20 protein-coding genes and 1 tRNA gene are annotated in these 22,742 nt (G+C 70.6%); 15 read left to right on the top strand and 6 right to left on the bottom strand.

Going from position 1 to position 22,742, the window contains the following annotated elements; all coding sequences use genetic code 11:
* Positions 1-24: 24 nt before the first annotated feature.
* Complete coding sequence (locus NR111_RS09395; RefSeq protein ID WP_256820647.1) at positions 25-1,386, top strand: acyl-CoA dehydrogenase family protein; 1,362 nt, start codon at positions 25-27, stop codon at positions 1,384-1,386.
* Between the two features lie 55 nt (positions 1,387-1,441).
* Complete coding sequence (locus NR111_RS09390; protein ID WP_132064063.1) at positions 1,442-1,918, top strand: hypothetical protein; 477 nt, start codon at positions 1,442-1,444, stop codon at positions 1,916-1,918.
* 322 nt (positions 1,919-2,240) lie between these two features.
* On the opposite strand, the gene pntB is transcribed toward NR111_RS09390, so the two are convergent.
* The 3 genes from pntB to NR111_RS09375 form a co-directional block, all read right to left on the bottom strand.
* The gene (gene pntB, locus NR111_RS09385; protein ID WP_067716483.1) at positions 2,241-3,662 is read right to left on the bottom strand and encodes a Re/Si-specific NAD(P)(+) transhydrogenase subunit beta; all 1,422 of its coding nucleotides are present in this window, start codon (positions 3,660-3,662) and stop codon (positions 2,241-2,243) included.
* Between the two features lie 4 nt (positions 3,663-3,666).
* Positions 3,667-5,253, bottom strand: coding sequence for a Re/Si-specific NAD(P)(+) transhydrogenase subunit alpha (locus tag NR111_RS09380; RefSeq protein ID WP_256820662.1), 1,587 nt, complete (start codon positions 5,251-5,253; stop codon positions 3,667-3,669).
* Between the two features lie 444 nt (positions 5,254-5,697).
* Positions 5,698-5,780: transfer RNA gene (locus NR111_RS09375), tRNA-Leu, on the bottom strand.
* Between the two features lie 189 nt (positions 5,781-5,969).
* Between NR111_RS09375 and NR111_RS09370 the strand changes: the two genes are divergently transcribed.
* From NR111_RS09370 to pknB, 7 genes are all read left to right on the top strand, one after another.
* A complete protein-coding gene (locus tag NR111_RS09370) occupies positions 5,970-6,857 on the top strand; it encodes a DUF3662 and FHA domain-containing protein (protein ID WP_206473878.1) in 888 nt (295 codons plus the stop codon).
* Positions 6,858-6,942: 85 nt separating this feature from the next.
* Positions 6,943-7,401, top strand: coding sequence for an FHA domain-containing protein (locus NR111_RS09365; RefSeq protein WP_206473879.1), 459 nt, complete (start codon positions 6,943-6,945; stop codon positions 7,399-7,401).
* On the top strand, positions 7,398-8,954 hold the full coding sequence (locus NR111_RS09360; RefSeq protein ID WP_256820645.1) for a PP2C family serine/threonine-protein phosphatase: 1,557 nt from the start codon (positions 7,398-7,400) through the stop codon (positions 8,952-8,954). Before NR111_RS09365 ends, NR111_RS09360 begins: the two co-directional genes overlap by 4 nt.
* A 3-nt stretch (positions 8,955-8,957) precedes the next feature.
* Positions 8,958-10,439: an FtsW/RodA/SpoVE family cell cycle protein gene (locus NR111_RS09355; protein WP_241261320.1), complete on the top strand. Its 1,482-nt coding sequence runs from the start codon at positions 8,958-8,960 to the stop codon at positions 10,437-10,439.
* 7 nt (positions 10,440-10,446) lie between these two features.
* Positions 10,447-11,919 carry a penicillin-binding transpeptidase domain-containing protein gene (locus NR111_RS09350; protein WP_206473881.1) on the top strand — a complete coding sequence of 491 codons (1,473 nt, stop codon included), beginning with the start codon at positions 10,447-10,449 and terminating at the stop codon, positions 11,917-11,919.
* Positions 11,916-13,547, top strand: a complete 1,632-nt coding sequence (locus NR111_RS09345) for a serine/threonine-protein kinase (protein WP_256820644.1) — start codon at positions 11,916-11,918, stop codon at positions 13,545-13,547. Before NR111_RS09350 ends, NR111_RS09345 begins: the two co-directional genes overlap by 4 nt.
* The gene (gene pknB / locus NR111_RS09340) at positions 13,544-15,631 is read left to right on the top strand and encodes a Stk1 family PASTA domain-containing Ser/Thr kinase (protein WP_256820643.1); all 2,088 of its coding nucleotides are present in this window, start codon (positions 13,544-13,546) and stop codon (positions 15,629-15,631) included. The genes NR111_RS09345 and pknB overlap by 4 nt, the downstream gene beginning before the upstream one ends.
* A gap of 21 nt (positions 15,632-15,652) precedes the next feature.
* Here the strand turns inward: pknB and NR111_RS09335 are convergent, their stop codons facing one another.
* The gene (locus NR111_RS09335; RefSeq protein WP_154830884.1) at positions 15,653-16,333 is read right to left on the bottom strand and encodes an aminodeoxychorismate/anthranilate synthase component II; all 681 of its coding nucleotides are present in this window, start codon (positions 16,331-16,333) and stop codon (positions 15,653-15,655) included.
* An 88-nt stretch (positions 16,334-16,421) separates the two neighbouring features.
* On the opposite strand from NR111_RS09335, the gene crgA reads away from it, so the two are divergent.
* Both crgA and NR111_RS09325 read left to right on the top strand, forming a co-directional pair.
* Positions 16,422-16,688, top strand: coding sequence for a cell division protein CrgA (gene crgA, locus NR111_RS09330; protein WP_067716511.1), 267 nt, complete (start codon positions 16,422-16,424; stop codon positions 16,686-16,688).
* A gap of 345 nt (positions 16,689-17,033) precedes the next feature.
* Positions 17,034-17,501 (top strand): PH domain-containing protein, encoded by a 468-nt coding sequence (locus NR111_RS09325; RefSeq protein ID WP_256820642.1) that lies wholly within the window; start codon positions 17,034-17,036, stop codon positions 17,499-17,501.
* 81 nt (positions 17,502-17,582) lie between these two features.
* Here the strand turns inward: NR111_RS09325 and NR111_RS09320 are convergent, their stop codons facing one another.
* On the bottom strand, positions 17,583-18,317 hold the full coding sequence (locus NR111_RS09320; protein WP_154830883.1) for a rhomboid family intramembrane serine protease: 735 nt from the start codon (positions 18,315-18,317) through the stop codon (positions 17,583-17,585).
* A 168-nt stretch (positions 18,318-18,485) separates the two neighbouring features.
* Positions 18,486-19,016 carry a peptidylprolyl isomerase gene (locus NR111_RS09315; RefSeq protein WP_167457879.1) on the bottom strand — a complete coding sequence of 177 codons (531 nt, stop codon included), beginning with the start codon at positions 19,014-19,016 and terminating at the stop codon, positions 18,486-18,488.
* Between the two features lie 71 nt (positions 19,017-19,087).
* Here NR111_RS09315 and NR111_RS09310 point away from each other — a divergent pair, with 71 nt between their 5' ends.
* The 4 genes from NR111_RS09310 to NR111_RS09295 are packed head-to-tail and all read left to right on the top strand — an operon-like array spanning position 19,088 to position 22,689.
* The gene (locus NR111_RS09310; RefSeq protein WP_154830882.1) at positions 19,088-19,834 is read left to right on the top strand and encodes a hypothetical protein; all 747 of its coding nucleotides are present in this window, start codon (positions 19,088-19,090) and stop codon (positions 19,832-19,834) included.
* Positions 19,831-20,343 (top strand): GNAT family N-acetyltransferase, encoded by a 513-nt coding sequence (locus tag NR111_RS09305; protein WP_256820641.1) that lies wholly within the window; start codon positions 19,831-19,833, stop codon positions 20,341-20,343. The genes NR111_RS09310 and NR111_RS09305 overlap by 4 nt, the downstream gene beginning before the upstream one ends.
* A 39-nt stretch (positions 20,344-20,382) precedes the next feature.
* On the top strand, positions 20,383-21,705 hold the full coding sequence (locus tag NR111_RS09300; RefSeq protein WP_163376739.1) for a TrpB-like pyridoxal phosphate-dependent enzyme: 1,323 nt from the start codon (positions 20,383-20,385) through the stop codon (positions 21,703-21,705).
* 54 nt (positions 21,706-21,759) lie between these two features.
* Positions 21,760-22,689, top strand: a complete 930-nt coding sequence (locus tag NR111_RS09295; protein ID WP_256820640.1) for an SDR family oxidoreductase — start codon at positions 21,760-21,762, stop codon at positions 22,687-22,689.
* The last annotated feature ends 53 nt before the right edge of the window (positions 22,690-22,742 follow it).

Here is a 22,742-nt window from a genome sequence, read left to right as displayed (position 1 = left end):
GGGCACCGAGGAGACGAGACGCCGATGTACGAGTGGTCCGAGACCGACCTGATGATCCGCGACGCCGTGCGCGGCTTCATCGCCAAGGAGATCCGCCCCCAGCTCGACGCCCTGGAGAGCGGTGAGATCCCGCCCTACCCGATCATCCGGAAGCTGTTCGCCGAGTTCGGCATCGACGCCATGGCCCGGGACGGGGTCGAGAAGATGCTGGCGAAGGAGCGGGCGCGCGAGACCGTAGGCGCGGCCGCCGGGGGCGGGACCGCGGGCGGCGGGGCGGCGGGCGGCGGGGCTGCATCCGGTGACGCGCCGCGCGGTGTCGGCGGGCGGGGGGACGACGACGAGGGCGGCGATTCCGGCGGCGACCTCGCCAGCCGGGATTCCATGATGGCCGTGGTGACCAGCGAACTGGCCGGCGCGTGCATGGGGCTGGTCTCCGCGCTCGGCGTGAGCCTCGGGCTGGGCGCGACCACGATCATGTCCCGCGGCACGCTGGCGCAGAAGGAACGCTGGCTGCCGGGGATCGTGACCATGGAGAAGGTCGCGTCATGGGCGATCACCGAGCCGGACTCCGGTTCCGACGCCTTCGGCGGCATGCGGACCTACGTGCGGCGCGACGGCGAGGACTACATCCTCAACGGCCAGAAGACCTTCATCACCAACGGGCCGTACGCGGACGTGATGATCGTCTACGCCAAGCTCGACGAGGGGTCGGGTGGAGCGGGCAGCACGGGTCCGGCCACGGATGCCGACAAGCGCGACCGCAAGGTCCTGACGTTCGTACTGGACAAGGGCATGGAGGGCCTCACGCAGGGTGCTCCGTTCAAGAAGATGGGCCTGCACAGTTCCCCGACCGGGGAGCTGTTCTTCGACAACGTCCGCCTCGGCAGGGACCGGCTGCTCGGCGAGTCCGAGTCCGGTCGCGGGGGCGACGGCCGCGAGTCGGCGCGGTCGAGCTTCACCGCCGAGCGGATCGGGGTGGCCACCATGGCGCTGGGCATCATCGAAGAGTGCCACCGGCTGTGCGTCGACTACTCCCGCGAGCGCACCCTGTGGGGCCAGGAGATCGGGCGCTTCCAGCTGATCCAGCTCAAGCTGGCGAAGATGGAGGTGGCGCGGATGAACGTGCGCAACATGGTCTTCAACTCCATCGAGCGCGCGCGTGCCGGCAAGCCGCTCTCGCTCGCCGAGGCGTCGGCGATGAAGCTGTACTCGTCCGAGGCGGCCACCGAGGTGGCGATGGAGGCCGTGCAGTTGTTCGGCGGCAACGGATACATGGCCGAGTACCGCGTCGAGCAGCTCGCCCGCGACGCCAAGTCGCTCATGATCTACGCGGGCAGCAACGAGATCCAGGTGACCCACATCGCGAAGGGACTCCTCGCGCGCTGAGGTTCTGGGCCGTCCGATCGGTTGCCTCCCGCGCCCGCTCTCGTACCGTCAGTACATGGCCACCGAGATGTTGCACACGTACATGCAGGACCACCACGCCGGTGCCGCCGCCGGGATCGACCTGTTCCGCCGCGTGGCCGAAGACCACGAGGATCCGGAGACGAGGGAGATCGTCGCCCGCATCGGCGACGAGACCGTGGACGATCTGAAGATCCTCGAGGAACTCATGACGCTGGTGGGGACGTCACCCTCGATGCTCAAGGACCTGCCAGCCAAGGCCGCCGAGAAGTTCGGCCAGCTCAAGCCCAACCGGCGGGCCGCCGAGCGCTCCCCGCTGAGCGATCTGGTCGAGCTCGAGGCGCTGACCCTCGCCGTGACGGGCAAGACGCTCGGCTTCAAGGCTCTGCTAGACATCGACGACCCCCGGCTTCCCCGGCCCACGCTGGAGAAGCTGGTCGAGCGTGCGGAGCAGCACGGACGCGAACTGGAGAAGCTCCGTCTGCGGTGTACGGACGCGCTGAAGAAGCAGTGACCAGGCGGGGCGGCCCGGGGGTCTGCCGCCGGTTCTATCCGACTCCGCTGCAGGCCCCGGCGTTGGTCGTCCCCGACCTCGGTCAGACGTTCCGAATCGCGATCGACCGGGTGTTGAGATAGCACTCCATGGCCTGGGGACCGGCCTCGGAGCCGTAACCCGAGTCCCTCACCCCGCCGCCCGACGGCCGCCACGCGGACGACAGACGACCACATCCGCTACTCCCCCTCGGGATCCGCTACTCCAATCGGAATAGCGGATCCGTAGGACGGGTAGCGGATGTGGTCGAACGGGCGAACGGTCGAACGGGCGGTTCGGCGCGTCAGGCCCTGGCGCCCTGCTGATCCTTGACCGCGGCCAGGATGTCGTCGACGCGGTCCTTGGCGTCGCCGAACAGCATCTGGGTGTTGTCGCGGAAGAACAGCGGGTTCTGGACGCCGGCGTAACCGGCGGCCATCGACCGCTTGAACACGATGACGTTCTCGGCCTCCCAGACGTGGAGCACGGGCATACCCGCGATCGGGCTACCCGGGTCCTCGGCGGCATCCGGGTTGACCGTGTCGTTGGCACCGATGACCAGCACCACGTCGGTGTCCGCGAAGTCGTCGTTGATCTCGTCGAGCTCGAGCACGATGTCGTAGGGCACCTTGGCCTCGGCCAACAGGACGTTCATGTGGCCGGGCAGGCGGCCGGCGACCGGGTGGACGGCGAAGCGCACATCGACACCGCGCTCACGCAGGGTGCGCGTGAGGTCGGCGACCGGATACTGCGCCTGTGCCACGGCCATGCCGTAACCGGGGGCGATGATCACCCTCGAGGCATCCGCCAGCATCTCGGCCGCACCGGCGACATCGATCTCGGTGTGCTCGCCGTGGTCCTTGCCCTCGCCCGACGAGGCCTCGATACCGAAGCCGCCCATGATGACGGAGAAGAACGAGCGGTTCATCGCCTTGCACATGATGTAGGACAGGTACGCACCGGAGGAGCCGACCAGCGCGCCGGTCACGATGAGCAGATCGTTGCCCAACAGGAAGCCCGTGGCCGCGGCGGCCCAGCCGGAGTACGAGTTGAGCATCGACACCACGACCGGCATGTCGCCGCCACCGATGCTGGCGACCAGGTGCCAGCCCAGGGCCAGCGCCAGGGCGGTGACCACGATGAGCATCCACAGCGCGGGGGAGATGACGAACCACACGGTCAGCGCGACGAACGCCACGAGGATGCCGAGGTTGATCAGGTTCTTGCCCGGCAGCACCAGCGGTGCGGACTTCATCTTCCCCGACAGCTTGAGGTAGGCGACGATCGAACCGGTGAAGGTGACGGCACCGATGAACACGCCGATGAACACCTCGGCGTGGTGGATGCCGAGCAGCGAACCGGTGAGCTCACCGTGCAGCTCGGGCTCGAGGTAACCGTTCCACCCGACCAGCACGGCGGCCAGGCCGACGAACGAGTGCAGCAGGGCGATGAGTTCGGGCATCTCGGTCATCTGCACGCTACGCGCGCGCATCAGGCCGATGACGGCGCCGATGGCGACGGCCACCACCATCAACACGATGCCGATGGTGGCCGGCTGGTGGTCGATGACCAGCGCGACGGTGGCGACCAGGGCCAGCGCCATGCCGGCGATGCCGAAGGTCAGGCCCCGGCGGGCGGTCTCGTGCTTGGACAGCCCGGCGAGCGACAGGATGAACAGCAGTGCGGCGACCAGGTAGGCCGCATTGGCGGCGGTCTCAACAGACATCTGCTCAGGCTCCCTTCGAGAACATGCCGAGCATGCGACGCGTCACGGCGAAACCGCCGAAGACGTTGATGGACGCGACGAGGATCGCGATGGCGGCGAGCGCCAGGCCGAGGGTGTTGTCGATCCCGACCTGCAGCAACGCACCCACGACGATCACTCCGGAGATCGCGTTGGTCACGGACATCAACGGGGTGTGCAGCGCGTGGTGCACGTTGCCGATGACGTAGTAGCCGATCACGATCGCCAGCACGAACACCGTGATGTGGCGCGGGATGTCCCCCGGCGCGACCGCGGTGAGCAGCAGCAGCAACGCCATGCCGGCGGCGATCAGGCCGAGCTTCGCGCCGGCCGACATCTTCTTCTTCTCAGGCTTGGGCTCGACCGGTTCGGGGGCAGCGGCCGCCGCGGGGGCGGCACTGACCTGCACCGGCGGGGGCGGCCACATGATCTCGCCGCCCCGTGTCACCGTCACACCGCGCTGGACCACGTCGTCCATGTCCAGCGCCCACGCCCCGTCCTTGTCCGGGGTGACCAGCTTGGTCAGGTTGACCAGGTTGGTGCCGTACAGCTGCGAAGCCTGCGCGGGCAGCCGCCCGGCCAGGTCGGTGTAACCGATGATCGTGACACCGCCCTCGGTGACGACGACCTCGTCGGCCACACTGCCCTCGACGTTGCCGCCCTGCGCGGCCGCCATGTCGACGATGACCGAGCCGCGCTTCATTGTCGCGATGTCGGCGGCCGTGATCAGGCGCGGTGCCTGCCGACCCGGGATCAGCGCGGTGGTGATGATGATGTCCACGTCGGCTGCCTGCTCCGAGTAGAGGTTCGCCGCGGCCCGATCGTAGGCCTCACTGGTGGCCTTGGCATACCCGTCAGTGGAGACGACCTTCTCCTCCTCGGGCACCTCCACGGGCAGGTACTCGCCACCGATGGATTTGACCTGGTCGGCCACCTCGGGGCGCGGATCGGTCGCGCGGACGATGGCGCCCAGGCTCGAGGCTGCCCCGATCGCGGCGAGACCCGCCACGCCGGCACCCGCGACCAGGACCTTGGCCGGCGGGACCTTGCCCGCCGCGGTGACCTGGCCGGTGAAGAACCGTCCGAAGTGATGAGCGGCCTCGATCACCGCGCGGTAGCCGGCGATGTTCGCCATCGACGACAGCACGTCCATCGACTGCGCCCGCGAGATACGCGGGACCGCATCCATCGCCAGCGCGGTCACGCCGCGCTCGGCGAGCAGACCGAGGAGATGTTCGTTCTGCGCCGGCGCCAACAGCCCCACCAGCGTCGCGCCCGACCGGACCCGCGCCACCTCGGCCTCAGTGGGCACGGCGACCTTCATCACCACGTCCGCCGACCACGCGGCGTCACCATCGGCCAGCTCGGCACCGGCCTCCGCGTACGCGGCATCCGCGAACTCCGCGCGCGTACCGGCGTCGTGCTCCACCACGACCCGGTAGCCCAGGTCGATCAGCTTCGCCACCGTCTCGGGCGTCGCCGCCACCCGGTTCTCCGCCGGGTTGGACTCGGCGACCACACCGATCACCGACGGCGCGACACCGGCATCCCGGACATCGGAGTCCGGCTTCATATCAGGGATCTCTTCAAGGCTCGAAGCCATAGGGCATCCTTTTACTGCGTTGTGAGCGAGCCGACGCGTGTGCGCCGGCTCTGACGTCTCGAGTTTTGGCGTGTTCTACGTATTCTCCACAGGCCCGGCACGTGTGTGCCCGGGGTGCGCTCCAGTCACCGATCCGAGATCAGAGCTCACGAAGCGGCTCGGGGTGGGATGGTTACCCCTGCTTCGTCCACCGTTACGGCGTCGTCCTCCGGCGCGGGCAGGGTGGCGCCACGTCCACCGGAAGAACTTCCGGCAGAGCCTACGGGACACAGTGGACCGCGAACGAGCCGGTGGGATCGTTTTCGGGGACCTTGTGACACATGCCATAGGCCCCGGATGCTTAGTGGCGTGAAGTTGGTGCGCAATAAAAAGCACCCCGGACCGTCAGAGACGATCCGGGGTGCTCCCGATGTGTGGGCGAAGGGGGACTTGAACCCCCACGTCCCGAAGGACACTGGCACCTGAAGCCAGCGCGTCTGCCATTCCGCCACTCGCCCGAGTAACGCCCGAATACGTTAACACGCGGCGTTCCGACCGCACTAATCGGCTGGTGAGGGCTTCCCTGCGGCTGGAAGCGTGCTTCCCACCGCCACCGCCTCTATGATCGACCGGATGCCGCCGCGGGCGGCGCGAGGACAGCCAGGCCGGCAAGATGGCCGGGCCCACCACGAGGAAGGAGGCGAGGCGTGGGGATCGTCGGAAAGTTCGAGCGCACTCTGCAGGGCGCGGTCGGCGACGCGTTCGCCCGCCTCTTCGGCGGGAGAGTCGTGGCGGCCGAGGTGGAGTCGCAGCTCCGCAAGCAGGCGGAGGCCTCCCTCAAGGTGGTCGACGGGCACCTGTTGGTGTCCAACAGCTACACCATCACCCTGGCCCGGTCGGACTACGCCTCCTTCACCGAGGACGAGGCCCTGGCCGTCAAGACCTTCTCCCGCCACCTGTCGGACCACATCTCCGAGCAGGGCTGGGAGACCTACGGCCCGGTCACCGTGACCTTCGTGGAGCGCGATGACCTCCACACCGGACAGATGCGTATCGACGGGGTCGTGGACCCCGACGCCGTCCCGTTCCACATCTCGGCCGCCGCACCGGCGCCGGCGCCGGATCATCCGGCGCCGTCGTCGCCGGGTGGGGACCGACGGGGCGTGGACGAGCCGAGTGCGAGCAAGGAGAACAGCGACATGCAGGCACCCGCTTCCAACTACCCGGTCTCGACCGGCCCCGGAGCCCGGGGCGCGGGCTGGGGTGGCCCGTCGGACGCCCCGACCCAGATCACCCAGGGCCGGGCCTCGCTGACGGTCACGCTGCACCTCGAGGACGGCTCGGGGCGCACGTTCCGCCTCCAGCGGGGCTCTAACCTGCTCGGACGCGGGCAGGACGCCGCGTTCCGCCTTCCCGACACCGGGGTGTCACGCCAGCACGCGGACATCCATTTCGATGGTCGGGAAGCGGTTCTCACCGACCTCGGCTCGACCAACGGCACCACGGTGAACGACGGGCCGATCCAGGACTGGCAACTCGCCGACGGCGACGTCATCAGGGTCGGACACTCGGAGATCACCGTCCGGTTCGACTAGCCTCGACACGGATGACCCCCGGAACCACCGGGGGCGGCCACACGTTGTCCGAGGTGAATCGGCGGGCGAGGGGAGGACGGCACCAGTGCAGGGACTCGTTCTGCAGCTCTCGCGCGGCCTGTTGCTGGCGCTGTTGTGGCTGTTCATCTACCTCACCCTGCGGGCGCTGAAGACCGACGTCTTCGGCAACGTGGGGATGCGGTCGTCCGGCCGCGGCGAGCGTCGGGGCGGGATGTTCGGCCGCGGTTCCCGGGCGATCCGGCATCTCGTGGTCACCCAGGGCGCGCTCGCAGGTACCCGGATCACCCTGTCCGAGCAGCCGGTCCTGGTGGGCCGGGCCGACTCGTGCACCCTGGTGATCGACGACGACTACGCCTCCAACCAGCACGCCCGCCTGTCCCCGCACGGCCCCGACTGGTTCCTCGAGGACCTCGGCTCGACCAACGGCACCTATCTGGACAGATCGCGGGTGACGACCCCGGTCAAGGTGGACGCCGGCACGCCGATCCGGATCGGCAAGACCGTGATCGAGCTGCGCACGTGACCCCGGCGCTCGTCTACACCGCGCGCTCACATCTGGGCATGGTGCGGGAGAACAACGAGGACTCGGCCTACGCCGGACCCCGGCTGTTGGCCCTCGCCGACGGCATGGGCGGCCACGCCGCGGGTGAGATCGCCAGCCAGTTCGTCGTGGCGGCGCTGGCGCGGCTCGACGAGGACGAACCGGGGCAGGATCTCACCGGGGCCCTGACCCGCGCGCTGACGGTCGGCAACGAGGCGATCGCCTCCCACGTCGAGGCGTACCCGGAGACCGACGGCATGGGGTGCACGGCCACCGCGCTGCTGTTCGACGGCCGCCGCATGGGCCTGCTCCACGTGGGTGATTCCCGGGCCTACCTGCTGCGTGACGGGACGCTGACCCAGATCACCAAGGACGACACCTTCGTCCAGTCCCTCGTCGACCGCGGGGAGCTCTCCGCCGACGAGGCCCACACCCATCCGCGGCGCTCGCTCATCCTCAAGGCGCTGACCGGGGAGCCGGTGGAGCCGACCGCCGTCATCCGCGAGGCGCGGGTCGGCGACCGCTACCTGCTCTGCTCCGACGGCCTGTCCGACCCGGTGAGCACCGAGACGATCGCCGAGACGCTGGCCACCGGCACCGTCGAGGAGGCCGCGGACCGGCTGGTCCAGCTGGCGTTGCGCTCGGGCGGGCCGGACAACATCACGGTCGTCCTGGCCGACGTCCTGGACTCCCCGCGCGACGCGCCGGTCATCCCGGTGGTGGTGGGCGCGGCGTCGGGCGACGAGCCGGGCCAGATCGACCCCGCCGCCGACCCCTACTCCGACACCGCGGCCGGTAAGGCCGCCGCGTTCTCGCGCGCCCAGGTCGCCTCACGCGGGGGAGCCGCCGGCACGTCCGGGGCAGCCGGCGCGTCGGGTGACGGGCGTGGGAACGGATCCGACGACGACGAGGTCGACGCCGCCCCACCGCGCGGCAGCAGATGGCGTTTCGCCCTGAGCGTCGTCGGGGTGCTCGTACTGCTGGCGGGGATCGTGGGCGTGTCCGCGCTGCTCGTCCGCAGCAACTACTTCGTCACCGAATCGGACAGCCAGGTCGTGGTGAAGAGGGGCATCTCCGGGGAGGTCTTCGGCATCTCGTTGGCCTCGGTCATCCAGGTGGGGTGCCTGACCCGCGAGGGCGACCTGACCATGCACTCCCCCGATGCCATCCCCGCCGGGTGCGACGTGTTCACCCTCGGGGATCTCCGCGAACCCGCCCGGGAGACGGTCCGCGCCGGACTGCCGTCGGGCAGCCTCGCCGAGGCGGGCGCCCAGGTCTCCCGGCTCACGGAGGACAACCTCCTGCCGCCGTGCGAACCCCGTGAGCAGCAGGAGCGCCCGCGCGAGCAGACCTCGTCGTCGTCCTCTCCCACCGGGTCCCCCTCTCCCACCGAGACGCCCTCTCCCACGGGTTCCCCCTTACCCACCGGGTCGCCGTCGCCCGGCGAGCCCGCCCCCACGGACGAACCGGCGACTCCCCCCTCCCCCACGACCCCCGCACCTGTGCCCGGGGAGACCTGCCGGGCGGTGAGCTGATTCATGTCCTCCCCCGCATCAGCCTCACCATCGTCGGCCTCACCCGCATCCGATCCCCGCGGCCAGGCGGTGCCCGACAGCCCGCGCCGGGGCAAGGAACTAGTCCTGCTCGTCGCCGCCGCGGTGATCGTCGGGTTCTCGCTGCTGCTGGTCCAACTCGCCCAGGAGCAGGAGCTGTCCCTGGCGCTGCTGTGGATCACCCTGGCGTTCCTCGGCCTCGCCGGCGGCGCCCACCTGCTCATCCGCTGGCTCGCCCCCTACGCCGACCCGGTGTTGCTACCGGGCGTCGCGCTGCTCAACGGGCTGGGGCTGGTGCTCATCTACCGGCTCGACCTGTCGTACGCGGCCAACGCCGCGGCGGCCGGGAACGACCCGCCCGGCATGGACGTCACCCGGCAGCTGCTGTGGACGTTCCTCGGCCTGGCCGTGATGGCGGTCGTGCTGTACTTCCTGCGCGACCACCGCGTCCTGGCCCGGTACGGCTACACGATGGGGTTCGCCGGCCTCGCACTGCTGGCGATCCCGGCTCTGCTCCCCTCCCGGTTCTCCGAGATCAACGGCGCCAAGAACTGGATCATCCTGCCCGGGTTCACCATCCAGCCCGGCGAGTTCGCCAAGATCCTGCTCATCATCTTCTTCGCCTCGATCCTGGTGGAGAAGCGCGAGCTGTTCACCACCGCCGGCAAGCGCGTGCTGGGCGTGGACCTGCCGCGCGCCCGCGACCTCGGGCCGATCATCGTGGCCTGGTTCCTGTCCCTGGGCGTGCTGGTGTTCAACACCGACCTCGGCATGGCGCTCCTGCTGTTCGCCACCGTGCTCACGCTGCTGTACGTGGCCACCGAGCGGGTGAGCTGGCTGCTCATCGGCGTGGTCCTGGTCGCCGTGGGCGGCGTGCTGGCCTACGCCCTGTTCGGGCACGTTCGTGTGCGGTTCCAGATCTGGCAGGATCCCTTCGCGTTCTTCGACACCGGCGGCTACCAGAGTTCGCAGGCCCTGTTCGGCCTCGCCTCCGGCGGCATGGGCGGCACCGGGCTCGGCAACGGCCGACCCGACCAGGTGCCGTTCGCGAACACCGACTTCATCACCTCCACCATCGGCGAGGAACTGGGCCTGATCGGCCTCGCCGCGGTGCTGATGGTCTACGCGATCCTCATCCTCCGCGGCATCCGGGTCGGCCTGACCATCCGCGACAGCTTCGGCAAGCTCGTCGCCGTGGGCCTGGCGTCCACCATGGCCATCCAGATGTTCGTCGTGGTCGGCGGCGTCTCCACCCTCATCCCCCTCACCGGCCTGACTCTGCCGTTCATGGCCTACGGAGGCTCCAGCCTGTTGGCCAACTACGCACTGGTCGCCATCCTGCTGCGCCTGTCCCACGACGCGCGCCGGCCGCTGCCCACCCCACGTCAGGCACCGGCGCTGGCAGAGGCCGCCACCGGCATGATGCGGGCGCCCAAGCTGCGCGCGCCGGGCCGGAGGAACGGGTGAGCGCCGCGTGAACACCGCCATCCGACGGGTCGCGATCGCCGCCATGGTCATGGTGGTGGCGCTGCTGCTGCAACTGACCTGGGTCCAGGTCTTCCGCGCCGACGAGCTCCGTGCCGACCCCCGCAACACGCGGATGCTCCTCGACGAGTACTCCCGCCAGCGCGGCCAGATCACCGCCGGCGGACGGGTGCTGGCCATGTCCCTGCCGTCGGAGGGACGCTTCGAGTTCCAGCGCACCTACCCCACCGACCCTGTCGTCTTCGGCCCCACCGTCGGCTACTACTCGCTGCAGTTCGCCACCGCCGGGGTCGAGCAGACCCAGGACGCCTTCCTCAACGGCTCCGACCCGAGACTGCTGTCCCAACGGATCACCGGTCTGATCTCGGGCCGCACCCCGCAGGGCGGCTCGGTGGAGCTCACCCTGGACCCCACAGGCCAGGAGGTCGCCTACGAGGCCCTGCGGCGCGGCGCGGGCCAGGGGCCGTTCGTGGGCTCCGTCGCCGCCGTCCGCCCCTCCACCGGTGAGGTGCTCGCACTGGCCTCCAGCCCGTCCTTCGACCCGGGCGCCCTGTCCAGCCTGGACCCGGAGGTCCGCGCGCAGGAGATGGCGCGCATCGAGCAGAGCCCGGACCGGCCGCTGCTCAACCACGCCACCCAGCAGTCCCTCCCGCCCGGCTCCACGATGAAGGTCATCACCACCGCCGCCGCGCTCGAGCAGGGCATGGGGCCCGAGACCCCCGTCTCCGGCGCCGACCGCACCCTGCTGCCGGGCACGTCCACCTACCTGGAGAACTACGCCGGCCAGACCTGTGGCGGCAGCACCGTCACCCTGCGCACGGCCCTCGAGAGGTCCTGCAACGTGCCCTTCGTCGAGCTGAGCCAGGAGATCGGCGCGGAGGCCTTCACCGAGATGGCGGAGAAGTTCGGCGTCGACGGCACCGCCCCGGATGACTTCGGCATCCCGGTCGCACCGTCGGGCCTGGGGCAGATGGAGGACGACGCCCAGCTGGCGATGAGTTCCATCGGGCAGAGCGACGTCCGGATGACGACCCTGCAGAACGCCATGGTGGCCGCGACCGTCTCCAACGGCGGGGTCCGCATGAAACCGCAACTCATCAAGACCCTGACGGCGCCCGACCTCTCCGTCGTCCAGGGCTTCACGCCCCGCGACGCCGCCCGCGCCCTCACCGACGAGCAGGCCGGCACACTCACCGAGATGATGGTCGCCGCCGAACAGGGCGCCGGGGGCGGTCTGCCCGGGGTCACCGTGGCCTCCAAGACCGGCACCGCCGAGCACGGCGTGGACTCCTCCGAGTCCATCCCCTACACCTGGTATATCGCGTTCGTCCCCGGCCGTGACGTGGCGGTGGCAGTGGCGATCGAGTCCGGGCCCGGGGTCGATCGCAGCACCGTCGGGTCCACCTACGCCGCACCCATCGGTCGCGAGGTCCTGGGCGCGCTGCTGGGAGGGACGCCGTGAGTCTGAACTCCGGCGCGGTCCTGTCCGGCCGCTACCGCCTCCTGCGCCTCATCGCCACCGGCGGTATGGGGCAGGTGTGGGAGGCCGACGACGGCGTCCTCGACCGCCACGTCGCCGTGAAGGTGCTCAAGGCCGAGTACTCATCCGACCCCGAGTTCGTCGAGCGCTTCCGGTCCGAGGCCAAGGTCACCGCGAGGATCTCCCACCCCGGTATCGCCACCGTCTACGACTACGGCCAGATCGACGACCCCGCCTCCGGGAACCCGCTGTCCTACCTTGTCATGGAACTCGTGGTGGGCGAGCCGCTCTCGGACGTCCTGGCCCGCGAGGGCACGCTGCCGATGCGGCACACCCTCGACATGCTCGAGCAGACCGGCCGCGCCCTCAACGCCGCCCACGCCATCGGTCTGGTCCACCGCGACGTCAAGCCGGGCAACATCCTCATCACGCCCGCCGGGCAGGTGAAGCTCACCGACTTCGGGATCGCCAAGTCGATGGGCGCGTCCGCCGTCACGCAGACCGGGATGGTCGTGGGCACCGCCCAGTACATCGCGCCCGAGCAGGCCATGGGCAACGAGACGTCCCCGGCCGGGGACGTCTACTCGCTCGGCGTGGTGGGTTACGAGTGCCTGGCCGGTCGACGGCCGTTCGTCGCCGACTCGCCGGTCTCGGTGGCGATGATGCACGTCCGCGACACCCCGCCGCCGCTCCCGAACTCGGTGCCCGGACCGGTCCGACGCGTCCTCGCCGAGGCCATGGCCAAGGACCCCGGTCGGCGCTACCCGGACGGCGAGGCCTTCGCCGAGGCGATCGCCGACCTCCGGGCCGGACGCGACCCGCGTCTCCCGGGCGCGTTCATGGCCGCCGGCGCCGCCGCGGGGGCTGCCGCAGCGGCCGCCGGCGCCACCGCCGCGACCACGGTCCTGCCCGATGAGGACCCGGGCGGCGTGTACCGGAACGGGGGTTCGCCCGACCCGACGCGCGCCTACACCCGCACCCACCCGGGCGCCGCCGGACAGCCGCGCACCGAGGGAGCGCGGCCGGCACGCCCGGCGCATCCGCCCCGACCGCAGCCCGCGCCCGCCGCGACCCGGCGTCAGCCCGCCCCGCCGGTCACCTCGCGACCCCCGCACCGCGGCCGCGGCGGCTCCGGCTGCGTGGGCTGGTTCCTCGTGGTGTTCGTCCTGGTGGCGGCGCTCGCGGTCGCGGCCGTCATCGCCCTGTCCAACGCCGGGGTCTTCGGCCCGGGCGGGATCTTCGGCCGGACCACCCCCACGACGCCGCCGTCCACCGCCCCGGTGACGACCACCACCACGCAGGCGCCCGCCCCGGCACCCGAGCCGCCGCCGACCCCGACGCCGACCCCCGAGCCCGCACCGTCACCGACCGGGGTCCCCCCGGCCCCCGACCTGCAGGACATGCTGGACTCCCTCACCTCGGAGTTCAGCTCGCTGATCCCGCCCGAGGGGCAGCCCGGTCGGGGCGAGGGGCGAGGTCAGGACGAGGCGCAGGGCCAGGACGAGGGGCAGGGACGGGGCCGAGGCCAGGACCAGGCGCAGGGCCAGGCCCGGGGCGCGGCCGGTGACGCCGTGCCCGTTCCCGCCCGGTGGGCAGGTGTCGACGGATGACCACACCATCCGTCCTGGCCGGGCGCTACGAGATCGGTGAGCCCCTCGGATACGGCGGCATGTCCGAGGTCCGTCGCGGGCGCGACACTGTCCTCGGCCGGGACGTGGCCGTCAAGATCATGCGGCCGGAACTGGCCCGCGACGAGACCTTCTACCAGCGCTTCCGCCGGGAGGCCCAGAACTCGGCATCGCTCAACCATCCGTCGATCGTGGCGATCTACGACCAGGGGGAGGAGCACACCGCCGACGGTTCGCTGCCCTACATCGTGATGGAGGTGGTCGAGGGCGACACCCTCCGCGACATCGTCAGGATGGACGGCCCCATGGAGGTCGAGCGTGCCCTCGGCGTGATGGCCGATGTCTGCGGTGCGCTGGACTTCTCCCACAAGAAGGGCATCGTCCACCGGGACGTCAAGCCGGCGAACATCATGATCTCGCGCGACGGCGCGGTCAAGGTCATGGACTTCGGCATCGCGCGCGCCCTCAGTGACTCCAGCTCGACCCTCACCAACACCTCGTCGGTCCTCGGCACCGCCCAGTACCTCAGCCCCGAGCAGGCGCGCGGCGAGACCGTGGACGCCCGCTCCGATCTGTACTCCGCGGGCTGCGTGCTGTACGAGATGGTCGCCGGCGTACCGCCGTTCACCGGCGAGTCCCCCGTGGCGGTGGCCTATCAGCACGTCCGCGAATCCCCCGCGCCGCCGTCCGCGGTCAACCCGGAGGTGAGCCGCTACGTCGACGCGGTGGTCATGCAGGCGATGGCCAAGAACCCCGAGAACAGGTACACCTCCGCGGGGGAGATGCGCACCGACCTGCTCACGGTGCTCACCGGCGGCCGCCCGGCGGCGCCCCTGGTGCTGACCGACGACGAGCTCGACGACGACCAGCGCCCCGACGCCCCCCACGGGTTCACCGGCGCGGGATACGGAACCGGCGCGTCCCGCTGGTCACCCGGTGATGCGCCCACCGAGGCACACGACCTGCCGGAGCTGGCCGGTCGTGCCGCCGGCGCGGGTGCTCCTGCTGGCGCAGCCGGTGCCGGTGCCGGTGCCGGTGCCGGTGCCGGTGCCGCGCGTCCCGCCTCCCATCGCGGAGACGCCCGACGCCGCGACGCCCGACCCGACGACGCTCGTCGCGGGCCACGCGGGGTGGCCATCGCGCTCGCCGCCCTGCTGGTGCTGGGAGGGATCGCGACGGTGTCGATCCTGGCGACCTCGGGCGACCGCGGCGGTGTCGCGCAGCAGCAGGAGGTCACCGTCCCCGAGGTCGCCCAGCGGCCGGTCGCCGAGGTGGTCGAGGAACTCACCTCGATCGGGCTCGAACCCGTGCAGACCCCGGCGCCGCACCCCCAGATCCCCGAGGGGCACGTCATCTCGTCCGACCCCATCGCCGGCAAGCGTCTCGCGGTGGGCTCCGAGATCAGCCTCGTGGTCTCGACCGGCAAGCCCATCCTCTCGGTGCCCAACGTGATGGGGATGTCCCCCGCCGATGCCCGACTGGCCCTCGAGGAGGCCGGGTTCCAGGTGGTCCAGGAGAACGAGGCCCGGCCGTCGACACCCGAGGACCAGGACAAGGTCGTCGACACCGAGCCCGGACCGGGTGCACAGGTACCCTCCGACCGGCCGGTCCGGCTGACGGTGGGCTCCGGCCCCGAACAGCTCGCCGTGCCCGATGTCGTGGGGCAGTCCGCCGACCCCGCCCGCGCGACCCTCGAGGCCGCCGGCTTCCGCGTGGACACCCAGCGGGTCGACGGCACCGCGCCCGAGGGCCAGGTCGTGGGCCAGTCCACGGCCGCGGGTCAGACCCAGCTCAAGGGCGCGACCATCACGCTCCAGGTCTCCGCCGGGAACCGGTTCGTCATGCCCAACCTCGTCGGCGACACCGTGGAGGAGGCCCTCGGCAAGCTCGAACGGGCCGGCTGGCGGGGCGACCGCGGGCAGCTGGTGGAGCTCCCGCAGAACGACCCCGACCTCAGCCGGGTGGGCCAGATCTGGTCGCAGCAGCCGCCCGTGGGCGAAGCCGGCGTCAACGACCAGGTCGTCGTCCGGGTAATCCGGTTCGGGCTGGTGCCCGGCCCGGGCTGACCGGGCGAGCTGCCCAGCCGGTCAGGCCAGGGCGGCGCCGCGGGTCCGGTCGAGCTCGGATTCCAGCCGCACGACCAGCGTCTCCGAGGGCCGCTCGCCGCACATTCCCAGCCAGTTCGCGAGCATCCGGTGCCCCCCGTCGCTCATCACCGATTCGGGGTGGAACTGCACCCCGTGGACGGGCATCTCGCGGTGACGCATCGCCATGACCAGACCCGAACCGGTCCACGCGGTGGGAACCAGTTCGTGCGGGATCGTCTCCGGCAGGACCGTCAACGAGTGGTAGCGCGTCGCCGTGAACGGGCTGGGGATACCGGCGAGGACTCCCGAGTCGTCGTGCGTGACCTGACTGGTCTTCCCGTGCATGAGCTCGGCGGCCCGGTCGACCGTCGCGCCGAAGGCCTCCCCGATCGCCTGGTGGCCCAGGCACACTCCCAGCACCGGGACGCCCGCGCGTCCACAGACCCCGATCAGCGGGATCGTGGCCCCCGCCCTGTCCGGCGTTCCGGGACCCGGGCTGAGCAGGACTCCGTCGTACCCGCTGACCACGCTCTCCAGCCCGGCCACGTCATAGCGGCCGTCCGGGCCGGCGAGCCTGGGGTCGTCGTTCCGCCACACGTCGCACTCCGCGCCCAACTGGCCCAGGTACTGGACGAGGTTGTAGACGAAGCTGTCGTAGTTGTCGACGACGAGGATGCGCATAGACGCAGCGTACTGCCGTCGCACGGGTGAGCGTCGGGGGCGGGCTTGGTAGAGTGGCCCTGACATCCCCCACCAGTTCGAGGACTCCATGCCCAAGTCAAAGGTCCGGTCCAAGACCGAGTACACCGACGCGGCCGTCAGCCGCACCCCCGTCAAGGTCAAGGGGACCCCGACCGCGCGGTGGTACCTGGTGCTCATGCTCGCGCTGATGATCCTGGGCCTGCTCTGGCTGGTGACGTACTACATCGCCGGTGAGCGGATCCCGTTCATGGCCTCGCTCGAGACGTGGCAGAACTTCGCGATCGGTTTCGGTCTCGCGGTCGTGGGACTCCTCATGACCATGAACTGGCGCTAGCCGGCCCGCCCGGCCGCTCTCCCCGGGCACGTTCCGCCTGTTCCACAGGTTTATCCACAGGTTACCCCCCGCCCGACGCGGGGGGTGACCTGCATTTTCTCTGAGAACGGTGCATCTATGCAGGTCACAGGGGCGGCGGCGCCCAATGAGGGGACCCGACCGGCCTGATCCACACCCCTCACACGCTGTGGAGAACTTCCTCCACACTGGGGATAACGCCTGTGTGTTGACGATGCCGACGACGCCGCAGGTCGGGACCGCGTCGACTCGAACGGCAGTCGAACTCCACCCGTGTTATTCATCCACAGTGTGGATAACGCCTGTGGATAGGGGAGGATGTGCGGCATGAGTGGTGACACCGTGTCGGGAGCCGGGCCGCGGGCGGCGTCGTGGTCACCCGGGGCCCTGTGGCCGGGCGTGCAGATCCTGCTCGGGGTGGCCCTGGTGGTGATCGGCCTGCAGCGGCAGGATCCGCTCGCACTGCTGCTCACCGGCCCGGCGGCGCTGTTCCTCACCCTGTCGGGTGTGTCCCACCTGGTCCGGCGGCCCCGACTCGAGGTGGTGGACGGGCAGTTGGCGATCAAGAGGCTCCGCCGCGTGGACTTCGTCCCGCGGTCCGAGGTGGTGGAGGTTCGCCTGCTGGGGGTCTCCCGATGGGGGGCGCGGCAGCACCTGCTGCGACTCGAGTACACGGACGAGCGGGGTCGCGAACGACTGGACGTGTTCACCCGGCTCGATCTGGGGGCGGATCCACGGGACGTGGTCGACGCGCTGCACCGTCTGGGATTCGGGGCGGTCGGCCACGGCCGGTGAGGGTCAGACCGCTCCCGGCGGACGACGCGGGGGTCGGACGATGTGGGGGTCGACCGACGCGGGGTCAGACGCCGGTGGGAATCAGCGGGTGACGAGGAACCCGAACGTCATGGTGTCGGCCGCGAACCACCCGGCGGCACCGACCGACCCGACCACGACGAGGAAGCCGGCCCACGAGACGACCTCGCGGCCCGTGCGGCCCACACGCCGCGGCATCCGGCGTGGCACCACCACCAGAGCGAACGCGGCGACGGCGCCGGCCGCGAGCCCGCCCAGATGGGCCGCGAGCGAGATGCCGGGCACGAGGAAGCTCACGCCGACGTTGAGGACGAGCAACACCCCGATCCCCCTGACGTCGAGGCGCATCGACATCGCCACGATCGCGTACGCGCCCATCAGGCCGAAGATCGCCCCGGAAGCGCCGGCCGTGAGGGCGCCCTGGCCGTAGAACATCACGGCCACCGACCCGCCCAGCGCCGAGCCCAGGTAGAGGGCGAGGAAGCGGACGTGCCCGATGCTGCGCTCGATCCCCAGTCCGAGGATCCACAACATGTACATGTTGAGCAGCAGGTGCATCGGGCCGAAGTGCTGGAACGCCGAGGTGAGCAGACGCCACCACTCGTCCCGGGCCGCCACCAGCGGCGGGAAGAGCGCCGTGGCCTCGAACAACGGCGACGCGTTGTTGGTCAGGAAGCTGCGCGCCTGCACGACGGTGGCGGCGTAGACGGCCAGGTTGGCGGTGATGATCCACGCCGTGACCGGCTGGAGGCGGAAGAATCTCGCGACCGCGCCACCGCGTCGGGTCTGGGTGCTCATGTCTCCCGGTTATCCGTGCTGCGTCTCGTTCGTGCTGCTTCTCGTCCGTGCGGTGTCCCGTCCCCGCCCTGTCCCCGCCGCGTGCCGGCCCTGCCGCGCTGCGGACAGACCGGCGGCGCGGGTCCGGGAATCCGGAACCCGCGCCGCCGGTCGACCGGGACCGCTCGGTCAGGAGATCTCGATCGACTCGATGACGACGTCGTCGGTCGGCCGGTCCATCGCACCGGTCTTGGTGGTCGCGATGGCGTCGACGACCTTGCGCGACTCCTCGTCGGCGACCTTGCCGAAGATCGTGTGGCGGTTGTTCAGGTGCGGCGTGGCGCCGACGGTGATGAAGAACTGCGAACCGTTGGTGCCCGGGCCGGCGTTGGCCATGGCCAGCAGGTAGGGCTCGGAGAACTGCAGCTCCGGGTGGAACTCGTCCTTGAACTGGTAGCCCGGTCCGCCCCGGCCGGTGCCGGTGGGGTCGCCGCCCTGGATCATGAACCCGGAGATGACGCGGTGGAAGATCGAGCCGTCATAGAACGGTCCGCTCTTCTCACCCTTGGCGTTGGCCTGGGAGTAGTCCTTGGAGCCGTCGGCGAGACCGACGAAGTTCGAGACCGTCTCCGGGGCGTGGTTGCCGTACAGCTCGATGACGATGTCACCACGGTTGGTGTGGATGGTTGCCTTCTGCGTTGCGATGCTCACGCCACCCATCCTGCCACGCCGCAGGGACCGATGTCGGCGAGGTGGTGGTCGGTGTCGGGCCGCTGTGCCACCATCTACCCATGAGCAAACGAAGCGATCGCGCCGACGAGCGTAAGGCCGTCAAGCAGGCGCAAAAGGACCTGGACAAGGCCGGCACCGCCGCCCGGAAGGCGTTCGACCTCAAGGACCCCCGCTTCCTGGGTGAGGCAGCAGTCGCCGCCACCCGTGGACCGGTCGGCCTGGCCCTCTTCGGTGCCAGCCGCGGTATCCAGGTGATCCGGGATCGTCGCGCCGAGCAGGCCGAGCTCCTGGGCGATCTCGCCGCGGACGCGAGGCAGCACGCCTCCGCGCTGCGCGAGCAGACGTCGGCTCTGGCCACGCCGCCCCAGAAGCGCAACCCGCTGCGCCGCTTCGCGCCGCTGTGGATCGTGGGCCTCGCCGGCGGCGCCGCCGTCGCGGGTGCCACGGCCTATTTCCTTCGTGGCCAGGGCTCGCCCACCTCGCCGTCGGCGCCCACCCCGACCCCCGCCCCGCCGCGGACACCCACCCCGGCAGAGGCGGCCGCCGAGGGGCGCGACCAGACGACCGGCTCGGCGCCCGCGGCCACGACCGGCCCCGGCGTGACGGGTGACCCCGTGGGTTCAGAGACCGGTGAGGACCTGACGATCGAGTCCGCCGATCCCGAGGGGCCCTCGGACCAGTCCGCCGACACCTCCCCCGCCGCGGGCAGCGCGGTACCCGGTCCGGCGGCCGGGTCCGCACCGCAGCCCTCGGACGACCAGCCGGTCGGCGAGGCGTCCACGGACGGGACCGCGACCGACAAGTGATCGACCGGGACCCGATCCCCGACGACTCCACAGCCGACGACACCGCCCTCGACGACACCGCACTCGAGGCCATCGCGTCGAGCCTGCCCGAACTGGGTCCCCTGGACGTCCACGCGCTGTACAAACTGCGTGTGGACGTCTTCGTCGCGGAACAGGACTGCCCGTACGCCGAGATCGACGACGTCGACGCCGATCCCGGCACGATTCACCTGCTGGCCCGTGCACCGGACGGCGCGGTCGTCGCGACACTGCGGGTGTTCGGATCGGACGCGGGCGACGGGGTCATGCACATCGGACGAGTCTGCACGACGCCCGCCTGGCGGGGTCGGGGCATCGCGGCGCGGCTGATCCGCCGGGGGCTCGTGCTGTGCCGGGACCGGCCTGTGGAGATCGGAGCCCAGGCCTATCTGGAGAGGTGGTACGAGCAGTTCGGATTCGCGCGGTGCGGGCCGGACTATCTCGATGGGCGGATCCCCCATCTCCCCATGCGGCGCGACCTCCTAGGATGAGACCCGGCTCACCCCCTTCGATCCCTCCCGAGGACACACATGACGTCTGACGCTCCCTCCGGCTCGCTGGTCAAGGCTCTCCTCCCGGAGAGCGAGATGCCGACGCACTGGTACAACATCCAGGCCGATCTCCCCGAGCCCATGGCACCGCACCTGCACCCGGGGACCAGGGAGCCGCTCGGTCCCGAGGACCTCGCCCCGCTGTTCCCGATGTCCCTCATCGAGCAGGAGGTCACCCCGGAGCGCTACATCGAGATCCCCGAGGCGGTGCAGGAGATCTACCGATTGTGGCGCCCGTCGCCGCTGATCCGGGCCCGCCGCCTGGAGAAGGCGCTCGGCACGTCGGCGCGGATCTACTACAAGTACGAGGGCACCAGCCCGGTCGGCTCACACAAGCCCAACACCGCGGTCGCACAGGCCTACTACAACGCCGCCGAGGGCATCACCAAGCTCACCACCGAGACCGGCGCCGGCCAGTGGGGCGCCTCTCTGGCGTTCGCCGGTCAGGCCTTCGGCATCGAGGTGGAGGTGTGGCAGGTCAAGGCTTCGTTCGAGTCCAAGCCGTACCGCCGGATGCTCATGGAGACCTTCGGCGCCTCGGTCCACCCGAGCCCGTCGGACCTGACCGAGGCGGGGCGCTCGTTCCTCGCCAAGGACCCCGACACCCCCGGTTCTCTCGGTATGGCGGTCTCCGAGGCCGTCGAGGTGGCCGCCGGCGACCCCGAGGCCCGCTACTCACTGGGGTCCGTGCTCAACCACGTGTGTCTGCACCAGACCGTCATCGGCGAGGAGGCCCTCAAGCAGCTGGGCATGTTCGGCGAGGACGCCCCCGACTACGTGTACGGCTGCGCCGGTGGCGGCTCCAACCTCGCCGGGTTGGCCTTCCCGTTCATCCGCGAGAACCTCGCCGGCGCGCGGACGCAGATCATCGCCGTCGAGCCCACGGCGTGCCCGTCGCTGACCGAGGGCGAGTTCCGGTACGACCACGGTGACGTCGCCGGCCTGACCCCGCTGATGAAGATGTACACCCTCGGTCAGGACTTCGTTCCGGACCCCATCCATTCCGGTGGCCTGCGCTACCACGGCATGGCGCCGCTGGTCAGCCACGTCAAGCACCTGGGCCTGCTCGATTCCATGGCGGTGGAGCAGAACGTGGCGTTCGCCGCGGGCGTCGAGTTCGCCAAGGCGGAGGGCATCGTCCCCGCGCCCGAGTCGACCCACGCCCTCGCCGGTGCGATGGCCAAGGCCCGCGAGCACACCGGTGAGGCCGGCACCGGACCGTCGATCGTGATCGGCCTCTCCGGTCACGGCTTCCTCGACCTCCCCGCGTACGAGTCCTTCATCCGCGGTGAGATGGGCTGACGCCTCCGAAGACCCCCCCGACCGTTCCACACCCTCGATCACAGGAGCCCCCCTATGACCAAGACCATCGACTTCACCGACCGCGTCGCGATCATCACCGGCGCCGGCGGCGGCCTCGGCCGCGCCTACGCGCTCGCGCTGGCCGAGCGTGGCGCCAAGGTCGTCGTCAACGACCTGGGCGGCGACGTCCACGGCGACGGTGGCACCCCCTCCCTGGCGCAGCAGGTCGTCGACGAGATCACGGCCGCCGGTGGCGAGGCCATCGTCGACGGCAACGACATCACCGACGAGGCCGCCGTCGCCTCCCTCGTGTCGACGGTGATCGACAAGTGGGGCCGCATCGACGTCCTCATCAACAACGCCGGCATCCTGCGGGACAAGTCGTTCGCCAAGATGGAGATGGACGACTTCCGCAAGGTCCTCGAGGTGCACCTCATGGGATCGGTCAACTGCACCAAGGCCGTGTGGCCGCACATGGCCGAGGCGGGCTACGGACGCATCCTCATGACCGCCTCCACCTCCGGTATCTACGGCAACTTCGGCCAGGCCAACTACGGCGCCGCCAAGTCCGGACTCGTCGGTCTGATGAACGTCCTGGCGATCGAGGGTGCCAAGAAGAACATCAAGGTCAACGCGATCGCCCCCACCGCGGCCACGCGGATGACCGAGGATCTGCTGCCGCAGCGGGTGCTCGACATCATGGGCCCGGAGACCATCGCTCCCGGCGCCCTGTTCATGGTCAGCGACGACGCCCCCACCAAGACCATCCTCGGTGCCGGCGCCGGCGTGTTCGCCGTGTCCCAGATGGTCGAGTCTCGTGGCGTGTACCTCCCCGACGACGCGCGCACCCCCGAGGTCGTCGCCGAGCGCTGGAACGAGATCGCGGACGTCACCGACGCCAACCCCCTGGAGTCGGCTTTCGAGCAGACCTCCAAGTACGCCGCGCTCGCCGCCCGCGAGCTGGGCCTGCACCTGGAGAGCTGAGGAAGGGCCGCCGCCGCGACACCCCGTCACCCCGGCACCCGCCGGAGCCCCCG

Source organism: Dietzia sp. Die43 (assembly GCF_024519835.1).
Taxonomy (GTDB): Bacteria; Actinomycetota; Actinomycetes; order Mycobacteriales; family Mycobacteriaceae; genus Dietzia; species Dietzia kunjamensis.
The sequence above is the reverse complement of the archived record's forward strand: the minus strand, read 5'-3'. Positions and strand labels throughout refer to the sequence as shown.

Bases quoted from the DNA above. Each gene is read 5' to 3' on its own strand.
- NR111_RS09395 (WP_256820647.1), top strand. From the start codon at position 25: ATGTACGAGTGGTCCGAGACCGACCTGATGATCCGCGACGCCGTGCGC.
- NR111_RS09390 (WP_132064063.1), top strand. From the start codon at position 1,442: ATGGCCACCGAGATGTTGCACACGTACATGCAGGACCACCACGCCGGT.
- pntB (WP_067716483.1), bottom strand. From the start codon at position 3,662: ATGTCTGTTGAGACCGCCGCCAATGCGGCCTACCTGGTCGCCGCACTG.
- NR111_RS09380 (WP_256820662.1), bottom strand. From the start codon at position 5,253: ATGAAGCCGGACTCCGATGTCCGGGATGCCGGTGTCGCGCCGTCGGTG.
- NR111_RS09355 (WP_241261320.1), top strand. From the start codon at position 8,958: ATGTCCTCCCCCGCATCAGCCTCACCATCGTCGGCCTCACCCGCATCC.
- pknB (WP_256820643.1), top strand. From the start codon at position 13,544: ATGACCACACCATCCGTCCTGGCCGGGCGCTACGAGATCGGTGAGCCC.
- NR111_RS09335 (WP_154830884.1), bottom strand. From the start codon at position 16,333: ATGCGCATCCTCGTCGTCGACAACTACGACAGCTTCGTCTACAACCTC.
- crgA (WP_067716511.1), top strand. From the start codon at position 16,422: ATGCCCAAGTCAAAGGTCCGGTCCAAGACCGAGTACACCGACGCGGCC.
- NR111_RS09325 (WP_256820642.1), top strand. From the start codon at position 17,034: ATGAGTGGTGACACCGTGTCGGGAGCCGGGCCGCGGGCGGCGTCGTGG.
- NR111_RS09320 (WP_154830883.1), bottom strand. From the start codon at position 18,317: ATGAGCACCCAGACCCGACGCGGTGGCGCGGTCGCGAGATTCTTCCGC.
- NR111_RS09315 (WP_167457879.1), bottom strand. From the start codon at position 19,016: ATGGGTGGCGTGAGCATCGCAACGCAGAAGGCAACCATCCACACCAAC.
- NR111_RS09310 (WP_154830882.1), top strand. From the start codon at position 19,088: ATGAGCAAACGAAGCGATCGCGCCGACGAGCGTAAGGCCGTCAAGCAG.
- NR111_RS09300 (WP_163376739.1), top strand. From the start codon at position 20,383: ATGACGTCTGACGCTCCCTCCGGCTCGCTGGTCAAGGCTCTCCTCCCG.
- NR111_RS09295 (WP_256820640.1), top strand. From the start codon at position 21,760: ATGACCAAGACCATCGACTTCACCGACCGCGTCGCGATCATCACCGGC.